Here is an 18,408-nt window from a genome sequence, read left to right as displayed (position 1 = left end):
TTAGCCAAACGTACAATCAAATACAGTTTAACACCTTATTCAAAAAATTAAAATTGAACGGTTTAGTTAAGTAATGCATATTTTATTTGTAAATGCTTGACTAATCGTAGGAGATGGAGTGAGACAACATGAGTAACATAACAATCCAAATTGATGAAACATTTATGAATAAATTGATTGAAGATAAACTAGAAAACTTACTGAAAAATTATAAGAGGCAATATGCTTCAGTAGGTATTAAAGATTTAGTAACTTTAACTGGATTAAGTAAATCAACGCTTCAAAATAAAATAGTTTGTGAACCTGAAATAGTTGAAGTAACTCGCCGGATTGGATCTAGAGTAATATATCTTTATCCACAAGTGCTTGAAGCTTATCAAAAAGTTATTAATAGAATAGGCGTATGATAAAGGGTAGTACTTTAAACTATAGGTGACTAAAATAATAAAACAAAGTATAATATTGTATTATACTACTTAAAATTCAATATTAACGTGGTAGTGAATGTGATTAACATGATTGCTTAAACTTTTAAGAGGAGAATAAAAAGTGGAATTTAATATTAAAGTCACTATAGAAAAACGTGAACCATCTAAAAAAGAAATAATCATAGGACTTTTTGGATTAATTGTAATTATAGCCGGTATTTATTATAAACTACATTAAAAAACAGTCTGGGACATAAATAATATAATAATGCTATTTAGCAAATTCGCAGTAGCTGACTGAACTGAGAAGGCGCTTAAATCAAGCTTTTCTCAGTTCTAGTCATCCTTGCGGGGGTGGGACGACGAATTTAAAAGAATTCTGTCCCACTCCCTTCTCTATAATCAAATTAACTCTAATAACTTATCTACATTTTCTTCGGTAGTAGCCCAACTTGTCGCAAATCTAACAACACGATGATTATCATCATATTTCTCCCAAATCGCGAACTTTACTTTTTGTTTCAACTCTTTAATCTTTTCTTCACTAAGTACAAAAAATTAAAATTGTTGATTAGTAGGTGAATCAAAGTAAAGTTGATAGCCTTTTTCAAGAAATCCTTTTTTCATTTTATTAGCCATATTAATGGCATGACGGCTAATATCTAAATATAAATTATTAGTGAATAATTCCAGAAATTGTACACCTACTAAACGACCTTTAGCAAGTAAAGCACCATGTTGTTTGATTCGAGTGGTAAAGTGTTTTGGCTCATTATTTTTAGTGAATACGATGGCTTCACCACATAACGCACCTATTTTAGTACCACCTATATAAAAGATATCACAGTATTTAGCAATGTCTTCAAATGTTAAATCACTTTGATCACTCATTAAACCATAGCCTAAATGCGCACCGTCCATAAATAATGGTACTTGATGTTCTTTACACACGTCAGCAAGATTCTTCAATTCTTCTTTACTATACAAAGTGCCGTATTCTGTAGGGTGTGAAATATAAACCATTCCTGGAAAGACCATGTGTTCACGTTTAAAATCATTGTAAAAAGTATCTAGATATGCATTAACTTCTTTTGGTCTAATTTTACCTTCGTGAGATGGGACAGTTAAAACTTTATGACCACTAAATTCGATCGCGCCGCCCTCATGTACAGCTACGTGACCAGTGTCAGCTGAAATCACACCTTCATATGGCTCTAGTACTGAATTAATAACAACTTGATTGGTTTGCGTACCACCAACTAAGAATCGTACAGTCGCTTCTGGACAATTGATAACAGATTTTATTTGTTCTGCTGCTTGCTTTGAAAATTGATCATCACCATAACCAGAAGCCTGGATTAAATTGGTATCAAATAATCGTTGTAATACGTTTTCATGTGCACCTTCAAGGTAATCATTTTCAAAAGAAATCATATAATACCCCACAATCTAAATAATTTAATTATTCTGAAAATTTTAATAGAATGACTTTAGTATACAATAATTTATCTCTTATGTGAATTTAATATTTTAAATATATAATTGTAAGCGTTTTAATAAAATATAAGTTATAGAATGAATTAATTTGCGATTTAAATGTAAAAAGACTATGATTTAAACAAATAAGTTGAAATGGAGTGTTGTAGAATGAGTAAAATCAAATTTAAAAAGATTCAAGAAAAAACACTGGATGAGTTAGAAAAAGAGATTAATATGTATCTTGAAAGTGATGAAGGAAGTCAATTTGAAGTTCTAAATATTTCAATAGACAAAATAGAAGAACGTAAATTTCCAAATAATGAAGAAGTGCTAAATGCCATCTTGGTCTTAAATGCTAAGTAAATAATTTAAATTATAAAATTAAATAGGAGTATTATTTTATGAAATTCATGTTCGGCCCAGATTTGGGAACTGTTTTTACGATTTTATTAGCACTAGGCTTTGTGATAAATCTAGTATTAGCTTTTATTATCATCTTTTTAGAAAGAAATAGAAGAAGTGCGTCTTCTACATGGGCGTGGCTCTTTGTATTGTTTGTTTTACCATTAATCGGGTTTATTCTTTATTTATTTTTTGGCAGAACTGTTTCAAAAAGAAAAATGGAGAAAAATAATGGTAAGGAATTAGATACATTTAAAAGTGTTATAAAGGATCAAGTTAAACAATTTGATGCACACAATTATCAAACTGATAATCAACAAGTAACAAAACACAGAGATTTAATTAGAATGTTATTAAACAAACAAGATGCATTTTTAACCGAAGATAATCACATTGACTTATTTACAGATGGTCATAAGCTATATAAGAAAGTCATTGAAGACATTTATAACGCTAAGAACTACATACATTTAGAGTACTATACATTTGAACTTGATGGCTTAGGTCATCGTATTCTAGATGCATTAGAAACGAAACTCAAAGAAGGACTAGAAGTTAAAATATTATATGATGATGTAGGCTCTAAAAAAGTAAGAATGTCGAAATTTCATCATTTTGAATCATTAGGTGGCGAAGTTGAAGCGTTTTTTGCATCTAAGTTTCCACTTATCAATTTTAGAATGAATAACCGTAATCATAGAAAAATTATAGTGATTGATGGTCAAGTTGGTTACATTGGAGGATTTAATATTGGCGATGATTATTTAGGACTTGGTAAACTAGGATATTGGAGAGATACGCATATACGTGTTGAAGGTGACGTTATAGACGCATTACAAATACGTTTTATATTAGATTGGAATTCACAAGCGCACCGCCCACAATTTGAATATGATGATAAATACTTCCCTAAAAAAAGACAGCATAAAGGGAAATCAGCGATTCAAATTGCTTCAAGTGGTCCAGCATTTGATTTACATCAGATTGAATATGGATATACTAAAATGATTATGAGTGCAAAAAAATCTATATATATGCAAAGCCCTTACTTTATTCCAGATCAATCGTATATCAATGCACTTAAAATGGCAGCGAATGCTGGCGTTGATGTACACTTGATGATTCCATGTAAACCAGATCATCCGTTTGTATATTGGGCGACATTTTCAAATGCTGCCGAATTGTTAAGTAGTGGTGTGAAAATTTATACGTATCAAAATGGCTTTATTCATTCAAAAGTCATGATGATTGATGATGAAATTTGTAGTGTCGGTTCAGCTAATATGGATTATCGTAGTTTTGCTTTAAACTTTGAGGTAAATGCTTTTATTTATGATAAAGAGATCGCTAAAAAGATCAGAGCAGCATACGAAGAAGACATTGAAAAATCAAAACTATTAACTTTAGAGGAATACAAGAAACGTTCGCTTTCAATTAAAGTTAAAGAAGATATTGCAAAATTAGTATCACCAATTTTATAGCAAAAGGAATCTAATTTAATAGTTAAAAATTATGAGATTAAGCAATTTAAAGTTGCTTAATCTCTTTTTTTGATACCTCGTCGTAGTTAATATGACAAATGTCATATTAAAGTCGTGACAATTTGAACTAATTTTAAATTCGATTAAAAGATAAAGTAGATATATAAATTAAAAGGATGTGAGGTCGTTATGATATATATCAATCAATTAAAGAAATCGTTTGGTAAAAAGACGGTTTTGAATAATATCTCATTAGATATCGAGGAAGGAAAGTGTACTGCATTAATCGGAAAAAATGGTGCAGGAAAGTCCACTTTAATAGATATACTTATTGGTCATAAGCATGCGAATAGTGGAACAGTCGAAGATAAATTTAATTTAATATCCTCACATAATATGGGCATATTATTTCAAACTACGAATTTACCTAAGCTCATTAAAGTAAAAGAGCTATATCATTTATATCAACAATTATATACCAATCCTATGACATTTAATGAGTTTCAAAAATTAACTCAATTTTCTAATCTTCAATTGGAACAATATGCTAATAAATTATCAGGAGGTCAAAAGAGATTATTAGACTTTGTTCTAACTTTAATAGGCAAACCTCAATTTTTAATATTAGATGAACCAACAACATCAATGGATATTGAAACAAGAGAACACTTTTGGAATCTAATTGAACAACTTAAAGAAGATGGTATAACTATACTTTACACCTCTCATTATATTGAAGAAGTCGAAAGAATGGCTGATAAAGTTGTCTATTTAGAACAAGGAAGTATCAAAATTAATGATACACCACATAATATCTTATTTAGTCAAAATAATTCAATTATTGAAATAATGACCTTTACGGAAGAACAATATCAAATACTTTCAGAAACATATGATATAGAAATTACGAATGGTAACTTAAAAATTCAAACAGAAAATGTTGAAGCAGTTATTACAAATCTAATTAAAATAAATGTAGATTTAAATCAAATCACAATTTATAAAAAATCTTTATTGGAACTCATGTTTTCAAAAGAAGAAAGAGTGGTGCAATAGACTATGACGAACATCATAACGTTACTTGATATTGAATATAAACTATTATTTCGACGCAAATTATCATCATTTATGGCTTTCATCTTCCCTTTGGCATTCTATTTATTGTTTACATCATTAATTGATATGCCAGCAGATGCGAAAAAAGTATTTTACAAAGAGTATATGTATAGTATGACGGTATTCAGTTTAATGGGATTTTGTCTGATGCAGTTTCCATTAGAAATAATCGAGGAAAGAAACAGTGGTTGGTATAAAAGATTAATTTCTACACCAATCACAGTATTAAATTATTATTTGGCTAAGATTATTAAAACTATGACTTTATTTTTAGCTTCAATATTGCTTTTATTCAGCGTAGCACACTTCTATAAAGGGGTAGATCTAAGTGCAAGTGAATGGATTTTATCTGGTGTTTCTTTATGGTTAGGTGCTAGCATGTTTTTGACATTAGGTTTAATCATTACGCAATTTAGTGAGACACAGAAAGCAAGTAGCGTAGCTAATCTGCTTAATATTGTATTAGCCATTATTGGTGGATTGTGGTTCCCTGTTAGTACATTTCCTGATTGGATGCAAACAATTGCTAAACTAACACCAACGTATCATTTACGTCATTTGGCACTTGAATTTGGTAAAGGTAATGGCTTTAATGTACAATCATTCATAATTTTAGGTATTTATAGCATTATTTTCTTAATTATTGCATTATTAATTAATAAGAGAAAAGAGGTGGAATAAATGAAGCGTAGTTTAGGCGCTAAAATGGGAGAGATTTCATCTTTAATTTACTTAATATTTCCATATTATGGTTTGTATTTAACATGGCAAGATGATAGCTTTTTATTAAATTTATTTATTGTAATCATTTTTACATTTGCATATGCTAGTTTAATTCTTTTTCATGAAGCATTAAGCCATCGTATCAATTTAATATTATTTTTTATTCATTTTTTAGCGATTATTTACTTTGTATATGCATACAATCCAACATTGAGTTTATTTTTCTTCTTTAGTGCATTTGCTATACCATTTTTATTTAAAAAGGGAGTAAAATCAATGGAGTTTATGTTATTAATAAGCTCAATGATTACATGTATCATCATAACGATTATACAAACGAATCACTTTTATGTCGTGAGTATTATTATTTATTATATTGTTATTTTAGCAATATTATTTGGTAATTTTAAAATAATGAAAGAGAGACAATATCGTCAACAAATTGAAGAAAAAAATAAATATATTAATATTTTGATTGCGGAACAAGAACGTAATCGAATAGGTCAAGACTTACATGACACGTTAGGACATGTATTTGCAAGTTTGAGTGTTAAATCAGAATTAGCTGCAAAACTAATCGATAAAGATCCGATAGCAGCTAAGAAAGAAATATTAAATATAAACGAAATTTCGAAAGATACATTAGAGAAAGTAAGACATATTATTGAAAATTTAAAAGTTCAAACTTTTGAAGAAGAAATTCAATCTATAGAACAAATCTTAAAGGATGCAAATATTCACTTTAACTTTGAAAATATAAGAGGTGCGAGTTCCCTCAACCCAACTAAACAGACGATATTATCAATGATACTTAGAGAAGCGGTTAACAATGTAATTAAGCACGCGGAAGCCTCTGAAATTAATGGGAAAATAGAAAGTTACGACAATGGTATTAAATTAATCATTAGTGACAACGGTATAGGTCTGAAACAACCTAGCGAAGTAAAATTAAAGAGTATTAACGATAGGGTAGCGTTATTGAGCGGGACAGTTAATATCACTTCTAAACAGGGTACGACTATCGATATTATGATTCCGAGAGAAGGTGTACAATGATTTCAATCGTAATTGCAGAAGATCAAAATATGTTGCGTAAAGCAATGATACAATTAATTGAATTTCACGACGATTTAAAAGTGATAGATGATTTTGATAATGGTATTGACGCATTACAATCTATTAATAGTCAACAGCCTGACATTGCTATTTTAGATATTGAGATACCAGGAATGACGGGTTTAGAAGTATTATCGCAATTAAGAGAAAATAAAATTAATACAAAAGTGATTATTGTCACGACTTTTAAAAGGCCTGGTTATTTTGAAAGAGCTGTTGCAAACGATGTTGATGCCTATGTGTTAAAAGAACGATCGGTAGATGATTTAGTTGCAACCATCCATAAAGTTTTAAAAGGCGAAAAAGAATATAGTGCGTCTTTAATGACATCTTTGTTTAAAGAGGCTAATCCATTAACGCATAAATAACAAGTCGTGTTACGTGAAATAGGAGAAGGATTAAGTAATAAAGAAGTCGCTGATAAACTCTATCTTTCAAACGGTACTGTAAGAAATTACACGTCTAATATAATTGATAAACTTGAAGCGGAGAACCGCTTTGATGCATGGAAAAAAGCAAATGAAAAAGGTTGGATATAGAATTTAATTGTTGTAGTTAAATATGAAGAAAAGAGTCAGTACATAAGTTTGCTCTTAAGAGAATGGTTTCCAAGAACCAAAAAACTCTATGTCCTGACTTTTGTGAAATATAATACTATATTTTAAAATTTGAGATTTGGCTTGGTAAATTCACTAATGATCTCTTTTTTGAGTTTCTAGATTGTCAACATGAGTGGCTAATAACCGTAACACTTGAGCAACCTTATCTGGAGGTGTATCTTTCGCCAAAGTATGTTCGAATACATGGCCATTTTGTGTTTGTACTTTATAAATTAGACCGTGATTATCTATAATTACGTCTAGGATTTCCATAATAACACCTCGCTAATTGTTTAATGATGAGGCTTTTTGATAGTTAAAATTGTGATAAATTAATCATATTTTAAAATTAATTTTATACATTTAAGGTATTTCTTATAAATACCACAATATTAAGAAGTTAACCTTAAATATAAAAAAGTTGGGAGTAAGATAAAATATTCAGTTTGAATTCTTTGTCTTACTCCCATTAGTATTGCAAGTAAAATTTCTATTAAGATTTTCTAATTGTGCTACTTGTTTTTTCTTTTGCGAATTATAGATTGAATGATATAAGCAATAAATCCTACTAAGACGCCTAATAATACAGCTACTACGACAGAGACAATAATAGGTAACTTATAGACAATTTGTAGTATTACACCGACGATTATGGCTATAATTACGGCTATAACTGTCACTAAATTTTCATTTTTCTCAGACATTGATGTCACTCCTAACGCATTTATTATAGCATGATAAGATTAATAATTTCATTTTTTGCGAGTACAGTAGATACTAACATCGTCTAACTAAAACAAGTTGTCATTGACGATTAATTTTAATTTATATATGATATTTATTATTGAAATAAAAAGCGTAGGTGACATCTTTGAATTCGAAAAAATCATTAAGTATCATCGTTTTAGCTGTTTTAGTGGTAGGCGTTTTAGCCTTTCAATTTATAAATCATACAGGACCTTTTAAAAATAATGGTTCTCAATCATCAAACAGTACAAACATTAAGGATAAAGAGAAAGTACATGTAGACCGAGTAGTAGATGGTGATACCTTTGTTGCTACAAATAGTGAAGGAAAAGAAATTAAAGTTAGACTTATAGGTATAGATACACCAGAAACAGTTAAACCTAACACACCAGTTCAACCATATGGTAAAGAAGCATCTAATTATAGTAAACAACACTTAAATGGGAAAGATGTGTATTTAGAATATGACAAAGAGAAAGAAGATAGATATGGTCGGACACTTGCATATGTGTGGCTAGATGAGAACACTATGTACAACGAAGAATTAGTCAAAAATGGATTAGCACGTGAAAAGTACTTCTCACCGAATGGCAAATATCGTCATCTTTTTGAAAAAGATGAACAACAAGCTAAAAAAGATAAAGTGAATTTATGGAGTTAAAAAATAAGCGATTGAAACGTGTATCTGTATCTAGATTCACTGTCGATCGCTTATTATGTGCATTAATTATTAAAGCTGTTTACAATTTTGGTAACTAGGTCTTCAGAAAGTGGATGTTTAGATAAATCAATTGCATTTTTGATTACCGCTTCAAGTGATGATTTAGTTGAAACGGTGTCTACATATTGAGCTCTTTCCTCTGAACCCTCAATGATATTTACGCTACCATCGCTAAAGTAAACGACTCCGATGCTTTGTACTTTATGATTAAAATGATTTTCAATTCCGTCTTTTAAAACTTTTGAATTAATCGCTGCTTGTTCATATGGATCATGATCATAAAATTCATAAATCACACGATTATTTTGAATTTTTTCGACGAAAGTATAAATTTCACTGCGTGGTGAATCAAACTGACTGTGATATTGTTTACTTACATAATGACCGACAATCTGATTTACATCATTTGTGTCAATTTGCATATCGTCGTCTACTGGTGCATCAAAATGGTAAAACGTTTTTTGTTTCCAGTTTTTGACGTCAATATTGATTAAGCCAACATCTGAAACGACAATGTAATCGAATGTTCTAGCGTATTCAAAGAAAGGATGTTTTGTAGCTAAATTACTTGTCGTTATAATATCGTAATACTTTAACTTGCCTTGGTCTTTATACTTATCAAGAATGCTAGTTAAAACGTGTTTCGCGTTGCGCTTTGCATGTGAACTTACATCATTATTAGAACTAAGCATTTGATTTTTAAGTTCTAAATTTTCATTGCTAAGCGTCGCATTCTTAGTTACCATCTGATTTCTTGCGTACACTTCTGTATCAACTCTATCTTGCATGTAACGTTGATTTAAGATGAACGCCAAAATAAGTATAACGATGATAACAATTAAGATAATTGTTAATGTCATAATTCATCACCTATGTTCGAATTTTAATTTTATATCACTCAATAAATTTGAAAGTTATAACATGAGCGATATGAAATAACATATAAATTATATCTATTATAATTGCGTAGTTCAACAAAATGTAAATTAAGTTAAATTAATAAAATAATAAATATTACCTAATTTTAGCAATTTTATTATTTTGTTTAACATCAAATTTAGCAATACTTCACAATTCGTAAATTGAAATCAGAAATAAGGATATGTATAATTAATGTATGAAAGCGTTTACTTTGGAGGTAGTAATATGGAACATCAACAACATGTAGAAGAGCTAGTTAAAATATTAAAAAATGAATGTCGTACTTCATTCAAATTTCATGGGGAAGTCGCAATGCAGCTATTTTTAAGTAATAATTTTATTCTACCTTCTAGAGTCGACATATGCGTAGAACGTAAACAACTAGTTGAAGTATTAAAAGTAATTCCGTCCACATATCATTTAAATTATTATGATAAAAATAATAAGTTAATGAATCGAGATCAATTAAGTGTACCCGAAATTGCACACATAGATATTACTTTTAACGAGAAATTATTAATGAATATCTTTATTTATGATGTCGTAAATGAAGAGTGGATATTTAGATTAGATAGTAATATTAGAATTCCTAAGAATAGTATTTATTTTCATTCGCTGACATGGGGAGTAGATTATATTAAACCAGAAATCGTGCTAATGTACGACTTATTGGATAATCAAAATTACCATCAATTACCTAATTATAAAATGGTTTTAGACTCATTAAGTTATTATCAATTTGTTATATTAAAAGTTGTCGTAGGGGAGCAACGTATCAATGAGGCATTAGCTCATAACAAATTATAAAGAAGCATCTAATATTTAAGTGGAATGTACAAAACATGACTACTTAAATACTAGATGCTTTTTAACTATGCTTGCTTATTTAGATTTTTCAAACAAATGCCATGATAACAATATTCATATGTAGATAAAACAGCCTTGTCTGCATCTTCAATTGAAATACCGAACATCATTGATATTTCAGACGAGCCTTGGTTGATCATTTTCAAATTGATGTTAGACTCTGCTAACGCATGTGTAATAGTGTTTGCAGTACCGATTGCTTTATTCATTCCTTCACCAACAATCATTAAAATCGCTAAGTCGTGTTCAATACTTAATTCATCGACATCGCAACGTTTACGTATAGCGTTAAGTACATCTTTTTCTTTACCTTTTAATTGATGTGTTCGAAGGATGATACTAATACTATCAATACCTGAAGGCATATGGTCGAAAGAAATATTGTAATCTTCTAATATTTCAAGAATTTTACGTGTGAAACCGACCTGTCTATTCATTAGATATTTTTTAATATTAATAACACTAAATCCTTTATCACAGCTTATACCTATAATGACATTTTTATCACTTACATCTCTATCATGGCGTATAAATGTACCTTTATCTTGAGGGCGATTTGTATTTTTTATTACCACTGGAATTCTGTGTTTATAGAGTGGCTGCAATGCTTCATCATGGAAGACGCTAAACCCAGCATATGAAAGTTCTCGCATTTCACGATACGTAATTTCTTCAATAAGATCTGGATTGTTAATTATATTAGGATTAGCCTTATAAATACCTGATACATCAGTGAAGTTTTCATATAAAGACGCTCTAATTCCTCTAGCGATAATTGCACCTGTAATGTCAGAACCGCCTCTTGGGAACGTAACGACATAATCATTATTAGAAACACCGAAGAATCCTGGGATAATAATTTTACCTTCAATATCTTTTAATTTACTAATCTTCTCATAAGCTTCTTCCAGGATTTGAGCTTGTTGTGGTAAATCTGTAACTAGAATACCTGCATCTTTTGGAGAAAGATATGTCGTTTTAAAACCTTGTGAATCATTATAAGCTGCAATTAATTGCGCATTAAAATTCTCACCACAAGAAAGAATAGCATCGTATAATCTTAAAGGCTTATCTTTTAAAGTTGAAATAATCTCTTCTAATGTGTCATCAATTACTTTTAATAATGAATCATCCATATCAAGTTCATGTAAAATATCTGCATAACGTTGAATAATTTCTTTCTTTTTATCCTGATAATTAAGATTATTCATTACTTTTTCATATAATCGAACTAGAAGATCGGTCGTTTTGACATCATCTTTGTGTCTTTTGCCTGGTGCAGAAACAATGATAATTTTACGATCTGAATCGCTATTAACGATATCTAGGACTTTTTTGATTTGTGTTGCATTTGAAACTGAACTACCGCCGAATTTTGCCACTTTCATATACCTAATCAACCTTTCTAAAAAATCAGAAAATTCTATTTAATTTTCTGATACCACATGATAATATAAAGCTAAGTATTTACATTTTTTACTAAAAGTCCTATCAATTTAATATGGTTTAATAGTATACTAAAATAAAGTATATTTCAATAAAACAATTGTATTTCTCAGTTATACAAATGGGGGGAAGATAAAAATATGAAAGAATTAAATATTGCTTTACTTGGTCTAGGAACAGTGGGATCAGGTGTAGTTAAAATAATTGAAGAGAATCGACAACAAATTATAGATACATTAAACAAAGATATTGTTATAAAGCATATTTTAGTGCGTGATAAATCTAAGAAAAGACCTATAAATATTAGTCGATATCATTTAACTGAAGATGTTAATGAAATTTTAAATGATGATTCTATCGATATCGTTATTGAAGTAATGGGTGGCATTGAACCTACTGTTAATTGGTTAAGAGATGCTTTGAAAAACGGTAAACATGTAATTACTGCAAACAAAGATTTATTAGCCGTACATTTGAAGCTACTAGAAGATTTAGCTGAGGAAAAGGGACTTGCGTTGAAATTCGAAGCGAGTGTTGCCGGTGGTATCCCTATAGTAAATGCTATTAATAATGGATTAAATGCTAATAACATTTCTAAATTTATGGGAATACTAAATGGTACATCTAACTTCATCTTATCTAAAATGACACGTGAACAAACAACGTTTGAAGAGGCTCTTGATGAAGCGCAAAGGTTAGGTTTTGCTGAAGCAGATCCGACTGATGACGTAGAAGGTATTGATGCAGCACGTAAAGTTGTTATCACTTCTTATTTATCATTTAACCAAGTCATTAAATTAAATGATGTTAAAGTTCGTGGTATAAGTCAGACCACTTTATCTGATATCAATGTCGCGGACAAATTAGGTTATAAAATTAAATTGATTGGTAAGGGAACTTATCAAAATAGTAAAGTTAACGCATCAGTTGAACCAACATTAATACATAAATCCCATCAACTAGCTACAGTTGAAGATGAATATAATGCAATCTATGTCGTGGGCGATGCAGTGGGCGATACAATGTTCTATGGGAAAGGTGCAGGTAGCTTAGCTACTGGAAGTGCTGTTGTAAGTGATTTACTAAATGTGGCATTATTCTTTGAATCAAATACGCATACATTACCACCTCATTTTGAATTGAAAACCGATGCAACTCGCGAAATTATGGATACGGAAGATGTCGTAGCTATTCAAGAGAAGTTAAACTATTATGTTGTTCTTAATAGTGACTTATCAAAAGAAAAATTTGAATCATTATTGAAAGAAACGTTACCTTTCCATAAATCACTACAAGTTGAACAACGTGATGAACAAACGTATGATGTAGTTATTATAGGTTTAGATCAGTCACCAGAGGACGTTTTAAGTAAAGCTGATTTTAATATCGAGAAAATTTATCCAGTTGAAGGGGTTTAATGTTTATGAAAAGATGGCAAGGTTTAGTTGAAGAGTTTAAAGAATATTTACCAGTTAACAGCGACACACCAAAGTTAACATTAAATGAAGGACATACTCCATTAATTCATTGTGAGAACTTGTCTAAGATGTTGGATATTGATTTATATGTAAAATATGAAGGTGCAAATCCTACAGGTTCTTTTAAAGATAGAGGTATGGTCATGGCTGTTACTAAAGCAAAAGAACAAGGGAAAAAAGTTGTTATCTGTGCATCTACTGGTAATACATCAGCCTCAGCAGCTGCATATGCTGCACGAGCTGGATTGAAAGCAATTGTAGTTATTCCAGAGGGTAAGATTGCACTCGGTAAATTATCGCAAGCTGTTATGTATGGTGCTGAAATTGTTTCTATTGAAGGAAACTTTGATGAAGCTTTAGAAATTGTTAAGGAAATTGCTGAAAATGATGAAGAAATTGAGTTAGTTAATTCAGTGAATCCACATCGTATTGAAGGTCAAAAAACGGGTGCATTTGAAATTGTTGAACAATTGGAACAAGCCCCAGACGTACTCGCAATTCCAGTTGGAAACGCAGGCAATATTACAGCTTATTGGAAAGGTTTTAAAGAATACCATGAGAAAAAGGGTAGTCAATTACCTCGATTATTTGGCTTCCAAGCAGAAGGTGCGTCACCAATTGTTCAAAATAAAGTGATTAAAAACCCTGAAACAATTGCTACAGCTATTCGAATTGGTAATCCAGCTAGTTGGACTAAAGCTACGAATGCGTTAGACGAATCTAATGGATTGATTGATAGTGTTACTGATGATGAAATTTTAGAAGCTTATCAATTAATGACTTCTAAAGAAGGTGTATTTAGCGAACCAGCTAGTAACGCCTCAATTGCAGGTCTGATTAAATTACATCGAGCAGGACAATTACCTAAAGGCAAAAAAATAGTAGCTATTTTAACTGGTAATGGATTAAAAGATCCTGATACTGCTATTTCAATATTAGATAACCCTATTCAACCGCTTCCTAACGATAAATCAAGTATTATTGATTACATTAAAGGGGCTTTGTAAAAATGACTGAACAGTTGCACTTAAAGATACCAGCGTCTACTGCTAATTTAGGCGTTGGTTTCGATTCGATAGGTATGGCTATAGATAAATATTTACATCTTTATGTGAAACGAATTGAAGGGGAAGAATGGGAATTTACATATTTAAATTCCGAATTAGATTCACTTCCTAAGAACAAAGACAATTATGTTTTTAAAGTGGCCCAGCAGGTCGCATCTAAATATAATGTAGAATTACCTAGCTTAAGTGTAGAAATGCGAAGTGATATACCATTAGCTAGAGGTTTAGGTTCATCGGCGTCTGCATTGGTAGGCGCTTTATACATTGCAAATTATTTTGGCAATATTCAGCTTTCTAAATATGAATTACTTCAATTAGCTACAGAAATAGAAGGTCATCCAGATAATGTTGCACCTACAATTTATGGTGGCTTATTAGCAGGCTTCTATAATCCAGATACTAAAGAAACGAATATAGCACATATTGATGTGCCAGATGTTGATATAATTCTAACTATACCTCCATATGAATTAAAGACTGAAGATTCTCGTAACGTTTTACCTGATCAATTTTCTCATAAGCGCGCGGTTCAAAGTAGTGCAATAAGTAATACGATGCTGTGTGCATTAATTCAACATAATTATGAACTTGCTGGGAAAATGATGTCACAGGATGGCTTCCACGAGCCATATCGCCAACATTTAATATCTGAATTTAAAGAGGTAAAAGCTATAGCTCAACAATATGATGCATATGCGACAGTAATTAGTGGTGCAGGGCCTACCATATTAACAATGAGTCCTAAGGAGACGAGTGGTCAATTAGTTAGAGCGTTAAGACAAGCCGTTACAACATGTCATTCAGAATTAGCAACAATCAATGAAATTGGCGTTGTTGAAGAAATTGTGTATCCTTCATAAAATTTATTGTAAAATATAAACGAGTAAATTTCGAAAGGAGTACACTTCAGATATGAGTAATTATAAAATGATCGTTATGGACATGGACGATACTTTAATTAATAGTGAGAATAAAGTAAGTAAAGAAACTAAAAATTACTTGATAGATATTCAAAATCAAGGCTATAAAGTAGTGTTAGCTTCAGGAAGACCAACTGAAGGTATGCTACCAATTGCAAAAGAATTACAATTAGATGTTCATGATAGTTATATCATCAGTTACAACGGCGGTAAAACGATCAAAGTAGCAACAGAAGAAGTAGAAGTGAGTCAAAGTGTATCTAAGAAGAATTTTGACCTTATTGTGGATTTTTGTCGTGAACATAACTTTTTAATCCTGACATATCAAGATGGTCATATTATCCATGATGGTGATCATGAATATCGAGATATTGAATCAGAACTTACCGGGCTACCTATGAAACGTGTAGATGATATTAAAGCTTATATTAACGATAGCGTTCCAAAAGCGATGGGCGTTGATTACGCAACAAATATTGCTAAAGTACGTGATGATATGCATGGAAGTTTTAACTCAGAAATTGATGTAACAACAAGTAAACCATTCTTTTTAGAATTTATGGCAAAGGATGTTTCAAAAGGTAATGCGATTAAAGCATTATGTGAAAAATTAAATGTATCATTATCTGAAGTGATTTGTTTTGGTGATAGTTTAAATGATCAATCAATGTTTGAAGTAGTGGGTTGTGCTATCGCGATGGGAAATGCAAATGAGGAACTGAAGGCTATTGCAGACAAAATAACGTTAGATAACGATTCTAATGGTATTCCCGCAGCTTTAAAAACACTTTTGTAATACAAAATAAGGCATGAGAATACGAATGTTGTTTATTTCATCATAATTACCATGATGAATGATTCATTCGACCTCATGCCTTTTTATTATTTAGCAGTATGTGTCCATTCGTGCTTTCCTTTTGAACGCTTTACATAAGCGTAAACTTGATCAGCAGCATAATCTAAATTTGTATACACTGTAATTGTAAATGCAGACTGGTTTTCACTGAATGGTTCAGTACTAAATACATCTTTTAAATGTGTAAATAAATTTTCCATTTGGTCATGTTCAAGACTAGGGTACTCTCTTAATGTACGTTTTAGTAATTGACCATTTTTTTCTTCTAGAGATTGTACAACTATAACGAAACGTTCTTCACTCTTAATGACATCATCAAATAAGTTTGTTTGACCAACCATCTTGCTTTCACCTCTAAGTCATTATCTTTACTACTATTATACTAGATAACTGTTTTTTCGAAAATATCAATATGTTGAAACCAAAAATGCGAGTCACTAAAAAGGATTTACTATACTTTCAGTGCTCGCATTTAATTATTTAATTATCTTTATGATAATGATGTGGTGTGATATCCATATCATTTAGTTTAACGAACTTCGTTTTTCTTATTAATTTATGAGCTAAGAAAATGAGTCCTAAAATAATGATAGGTAAAATGTTAACGAAAAATTTACCTATATTACCATCGAATAAATCTCCAATTGAATTACCAAAGTATAAGAAAATTAAAGTTGCAAATACTAAAATTGGTCCAAGAGGGTACAATGGTGATTTATAAGGTAAAAGTTGATTGATATCTTGACCTTGACGTTTAATAGCTTTACGCAATCTTACTTGTGCCCATGAACTAGCTGCCCAAACAATGATTACCAATGAACCAATAATATTTAACAAACTAAAAACAGCATTTGAATAAAAATTAGCAATTATAATAATCGCTACAATCAAAATATATGTTGTAACTAATGCTCTTAAAGGTAATTTAGACTTATCGTTTAGATTACTTAAGAATTTAGGTGCCTGTTTTTCATCACTTAAAGAGAACAACATTCTACTAGTAGTATAAACACCTGAGTTTGTCGCAGATAATAATGATGTCAATATAACAGCATTAATAACAGAAGCGGCAAAAGCAACACCAATTCTATCGAATACAATTGTGAAAGGACTTTGTGTAACAGATTCATTCTCATTTAACAATAATGGGTCAGTATAAGGAATGATAGCTGCAATAACGCCAATTGATAATACATAGAATAATAAAATTCTCCAAAAAACTTGTTTAACAGCTTTAGGCATTGTTTTTTCTGGATTATCAGATTCTCCAGCAGTCACTGCTACAACTTCAGTACCGCCAACTGAGAATCCTGCAACGAGTAAGACACCTAAGAAACCAGATAAACCACCCACGAATGGTGCCTCACCTTTAGTATAATTTTCAAAGCCATAAGAATGGCCACCTAATATACCGAAGATCATCAAGAAACCAACAATAATAAATATAATAATAGTTACTACCTTAATTAGTGATAACCAAAATTCAGTTTCTCCAAAAGCTTTAACCGTGAAGATGTTTAATAAAAATACAATAGTGATAAAGATTAAACTCCAAGTAAGTGGACTAAAGAATTTAAATACATCCCAATAATACAATACGTTTGAAGCAACCATAACATCTACACTGGAAACTAGTGCCCACATAATGTAATATAACCATCCCATTGTAAAACCTAGAGAAGGGTCTACAAATCGCGTTGCGTATGAACTGAATGATCCTGAAACTGGATAAAATGTTGCCAACTCTCCAATTGACGACATTAAAAAGTAAAGCATTATGCCAATTAATAAATAGGCTAATATAGCGCCCCCAGGACCAGCTTGAGCAACAACACTACCTGTTGCTACAAAGAGCCCTGTACCAATTGCGCCACCTATAGCAATCATAGATATGTGTCTTGAGTTAAGACCTCTTTTCATATTGTTATCTTCCATATGATGTCTCCTAATTCTAAAATTTAAAATATACAAACCATTTTAATCCTTTTAGGGACAGTATTCAATAACTTTTAAACAATTTAGCTTAAAAATTTTAAATTTT

The 18,408-nt window shown here is 30.8% G+C and carries 18 protein-coding genes and 2 pseudogenes; 13 read left to right on the top strand and 7 right to left on the bottom strand.

What is annotated here, in order from left to right; translation table 11 throughout:
• The first annotated feature begins 128 nt into the window (after window positions 1–128).
• Entirely contained in the window at window positions 129–407 is a 279-nt protein-coding gene (locus SBL15_RS06010; RefSeq protein WP_107612747.1) for a hypothetical protein, read from the top strand.
• Between the two features lie 423 nt (window positions 408–830).
• On the opposite strand, the pseudogene SBL15_RS06005 reads toward SBL15_RS06010, so the two are convergent.
• Window positions 831–1,862 (bottom strand): annotated as a pseudogene (locus SBL15_RS06005) (threonine aldolase family protein).
• A gap of 213 nt (window positions 1,863–2,075) precedes the next feature.
• Between SBL15_RS06005 and SBL15_RS06000 the strand changes: the two are divergent.
• From SBL15_RS06000 to SBL15_RS05975, 6 genes and pseudogenes are all read left to right on the top strand, one after another.
• Entirely contained in the window at window positions 2,076–2,270 is a 195-nt protein-coding gene (locus tag SBL15_RS06000) for a hypothetical protein (protein WP_107612699.1), read from the top strand.
• Between the two features lie 38 nt (window positions 2,271–2,308).
• On the top strand, window positions 2,309–3,790 hold the full coding sequence (gene cls, locus SBL15_RS05995; RefSeq protein WP_107612702.1) for a cardiolipin synthase: 1,482 nt from the start codon (window positions 2,309–2,311) through the stop codon (window positions 3,788–3,790).
• Between the two features lie 189 nt (window positions 3,791–3,979).
• Window positions 3,980–4,846: an ABC transporter ATP-binding protein gene (locus SBL15_RS05990; protein ID WP_053041023.1), complete on the top strand. Its 867-nt coding sequence runs from the start codon at window positions 3,980–3,982 to the stop codon at window positions 4,844–4,846.
• Window positions 4,847–4,849: 3 nt separating this feature from the next.
• Window positions 4,850–5,587 (top strand): ABC transporter permease, encoded by a 738-nt coding sequence (locus SBL15_RS05985; RefSeq protein WP_053018999.1) that lies wholly within the window; start codon window positions 4,850–4,852, stop codon window positions 5,585–5,587.
• Window positions 5,588–6,685 carry a sensor histidine kinase gene (locus SBL15_RS05980; protein ID WP_107613665.1) on the top strand — a complete coding sequence of 366 codons (1,098 nt, stop codon included), beginning with the start codon at window positions 5,588–5,590 and terminating at the stop codon, window positions 6,683–6,685.
• Window positions 6,682–7,284, top strand: a pseudogene (locus SBL15_RS05975) (response regulator transcription factor). The gene SBL15_RS05980 and the pseudogene SBL15_RS05975 overlap by 4 nt, the downstream one beginning before the upstream one ends.
• Before the next feature lie 153 nt (window positions 7,285–7,437).
• On the opposite strand, the gene SBL15_RS05970 reads toward SBL15_RS05975, so the two are convergent.
• A complete protein-coding gene (locus SBL15_RS05970; RefSeq protein ID WP_037537151.1) occupies window positions 7,438–7,617 on the bottom strand; it encodes a hypothetical protein in 180 nt (59 codons plus the stop codon).
• 239 nt (window positions 7,618–7,856) lie between these two features.
• A complete protein-coding gene (locus tag SBL15_RS05965) occupies window positions 7,857–8,048 on the bottom strand; it encodes a hypothetical protein (protein ID WP_011275874.1) in 192 nt (63 codons plus the stop codon).
• Between the two features lie 167 nt (window positions 8,049–8,215).
• Here SBL15_RS05965 and nucI point away from each other — a divergent pair, with 167 nt between their 5' ends.
• Window positions 8,216–8,752, top strand: a complete 537-nt coding sequence (gene nucI, locus SBL15_RS05960) for a thermonuclease NucI (RefSeq protein WP_037537150.1) — start codon at window positions 8,216–8,218, stop codon at window positions 8,750–8,752.
• Between the two features lie 62 nt (window positions 8,753–8,814).
• Here the strand turns inward: nucI and SBL15_RS05955 are convergent, their stop codons facing one another.
• On the bottom strand, window positions 8,815–9,672 hold the full coding sequence (locus SBL15_RS05955) for a hypothetical protein (protein WP_317955436.1): 858 nt from the start codon (window positions 9,670–9,672) through the stop codon (window positions 8,815–8,817).
• Window positions 9,673–9,958: 286 nt separating this feature from the next.
• Between SBL15_RS05955 and SBL15_RS05950 the strand changes: the two genes are divergently transcribed.
• Window positions 9,959–10,540 carry a hypothetical protein gene (locus tag SBL15_RS05950; RefSeq protein WP_317955434.1) on the top strand — a complete coding sequence of 194 codons (582 nt, stop codon included), beginning with the start codon at window positions 9,959–9,961 and terminating at the stop codon, window positions 10,538–10,540.
• 65 nt (window positions 10,541–10,605) lie between these two features.
• Here SBL15_RS05950 and SBL15_RS05945 read toward each other — a convergent pair whose 3' ends face one another.
• A complete protein-coding gene (locus SBL15_RS05945; RefSeq protein ID WP_107612514.1) occupies window positions 10,606–11,988 on the bottom strand; it encodes an aspartate kinase in 1,383 nt (460 codons plus the stop codon).
• 198 nt (window positions 11,989–12,186) lie between these two features.
• Here SBL15_RS05945 and SBL15_RS05940 point away from each other — a divergent pair, with 198 nt between their 5' ends.
• From SBL15_RS05940 to SBL15_RS05925, 4 genes are read left to right on the top strand one after another with little or no spacing between them, the layout of a single operon-like run.
• Window positions 12,187–13,464 carry a homoserine dehydrogenase gene (locus SBL15_RS05940; protein WP_107612512.1) on the top strand — a complete coding sequence of 426 codons (1,278 nt, stop codon included), beginning with the start codon at window positions 12,187–12,189 and terminating at the stop codon, window positions 13,462–13,464.
• A 5-nt stretch (window positions 13,465–13,469) separates the two neighbouring features.
• A complete protein-coding gene (thrC, locus tag SBL15_RS05935; protein WP_107613660.1) occupies window positions 13,470–14,531 on the top strand; it encodes a threonine synthase in 1,062 nt (353 codons plus the stop codon).
• Between the two features lie 2 nt (window positions 14,532–14,533).
• Window positions 14,534–15,451: a homoserine kinase gene (gene thrB / locus SBL15_RS05930; protein WP_107614393.1), complete on the top strand. Its 918-nt coding sequence runs from the start codon at window positions 14,534–14,536 to the stop codon at window positions 15,449–15,451.
• A 52-nt stretch (window positions 15,452–15,503) separates the two neighbouring features.
• Entirely contained in the window at window positions 15,504–16,307 is an 804-nt protein-coding gene (locus SBL15_RS05925) for a Cof-type HAD-IIB family hydrolase (protein ID WP_037537143.1), read from the top strand.
• An 86-nt stretch (window positions 16,308–16,393) separates the two neighbouring features.
• Here SBL15_RS05925 and SBL15_RS05920 read toward each other — a convergent pair whose 3' ends face one another.
• Both SBL15_RS05920 and SBL15_RS05915 read right to left on the bottom strand, forming a co-directional pair.
• Window positions 16,394–16,708: a hypothetical protein gene (locus SBL15_RS05920; RefSeq protein ID WP_011275865.1), complete on the bottom strand. Its 315-nt coding sequence runs from the start codon at window positions 16,706–16,708 to the stop codon at window positions 16,394–16,396.
• 139 nt (window positions 16,709–16,847) lie between these two features.
• Window positions 16,848–18,302: an amino acid permease gene (locus SBL15_RS05915; RefSeq protein ID WP_107612504.1), complete on the bottom strand. Its 1,455-nt coding sequence runs from the start codon at window positions 18,300–18,302 to the stop codon at window positions 16,848–16,850.
• Between the last annotated feature and the right edge of the window lie 106 nt (window positions 18,303–18,408).

Origin of the sequence: Staphylococcus sp. NWU MKU2 (genome assembly GCF_033283605.1) — a bacterium.
In the GTDB taxonomy this organism is placed as follows: domain Bacteria; phylum Bacillota; class Bacilli; order Staphylococcales; family Staphylococcaceae; genus Staphylococcus; species Staphylococcus haemolyticus.
This window is presented reverse-complemented; position numbering and strand designations above follow the sequence as displayed.